Here is a 1,217-nt window from a genome sequence, read left to right as displayed (position 1 = left end):
CACAGGTCGGCGGCACTGAGGCCGGCACTAACTGGATCGGTTACGTTATTCATCATTCCCCCGGTCCCATGATGGCGGTCTGGCCTACCGTGGATATGGCGAAGCGGAGCTCCAAGCAGCGGATAGATCCCTTGCTGGAGGAGACGCCGGCGCTGACTGAATTGGTCGCCCCTGCGAGATCAAGAGACTCTGGCAACACCATCTTGTCGAAGGAGTATCGCGGCGGCGTATTGGTAATGACCGGCGCCAACTCCGCGGTGGGGCTGCGCTCCATGCCAGTGCGATACTTATTTCTGGATGAGGTGGACGCCTACCCGGTGGATGTGGAGGGCGAAGGCGACGCAATCACGCTGGCGGAAGCGCGTACGCGCACCTTCTCCCGCCGCAAGATCTTCATTGTCTCAACGCCGACCATCGCTGGAGCCAGCGCGATTGAGCGCGAATACGAGGCGTCCGACCAACGCAGATATGTCGTGCCTTGTCCACATTGCAGCCACCCGCAGTGGCTGCGCTTTGAGCAGTTGCGGTGGGAGCGTGGCCGTCCCGACACCGCCGCCTACGTGTGCGAAGCGTGCGCCGTCCCCATCGCCGAGCATCACAAAACCTGGATGCTGGAGCGCGGCGAGTGGCGAGCGATGGCGCCCGGGCGCGGAACCAAGACTGCAGGCTTTCACTTATCTTCCTTGTACAGCCCGATAGGCTGGCGCACCTGGGCGGATATCGCCTACGCCTGGGAGAGCGCCGTCAACAAAGAATCAGGCTCCAACGCCGCGATCAAGACCTTTAAAAATACGGAGCTCGGCGAGACCTGGGTGGAGGAAGGCGAAACGCCGGATTGGCAACAGCTGGCTGAGCGACGCGAGGATTATCCAGTCGGCTGCGTACCCGCCGGAGGTCTCCTGCTGGTGGGAGGCGCGGACGTACAACAGGATCGCATCGAAGCGTCGATATGGGCCTTTGGTCGCGGCAAGACAGCCTGGTTGGTTGAGCATCGCGTGCTGATGGGTGATACCGCGCGCGAGGACGTCTGGGGACGTTTGGCGGCGTTACTTGATGAAACCTGGAGCCATGAGGATGGCGCGCCAATCCCCCTGACGCGATTTGCATTGGATACCGGCTTCGCCACACAGGAAGCCTATGGGTTCGTGCGCGCCCGTCGCGATCCACGCCTCATGGCCGTCAAAGGACGAGCGCGTGGGGCGGCGTTGGTCGGATCG

Annotated in this window: 1 protein-coding gene; it reads left to right on the top strand. The window is 62.4% G+C overall.

Annotation, left to right across the window (positions count from 1 at the left end; genetic code table 11):
- Positions 1 to 1,217 (top strand): phage terminase large subunit family protein (locus KP814_RS32585; protein ID WP_216740679.1); only part of this gene is annotated, 1,217 nt, incomplete at both ends.

Source organism: Hahella sp. HN01, from assembly GCF_018986435.1.
Lineage (GTDB): Bacteria > Pseudomonadota > Gammaproteobacteria > Pseudomonadales > Oleiphilaceae > Hahella.
This window is presented reverse-complemented; position numbering and strand designations above follow the sequence as displayed.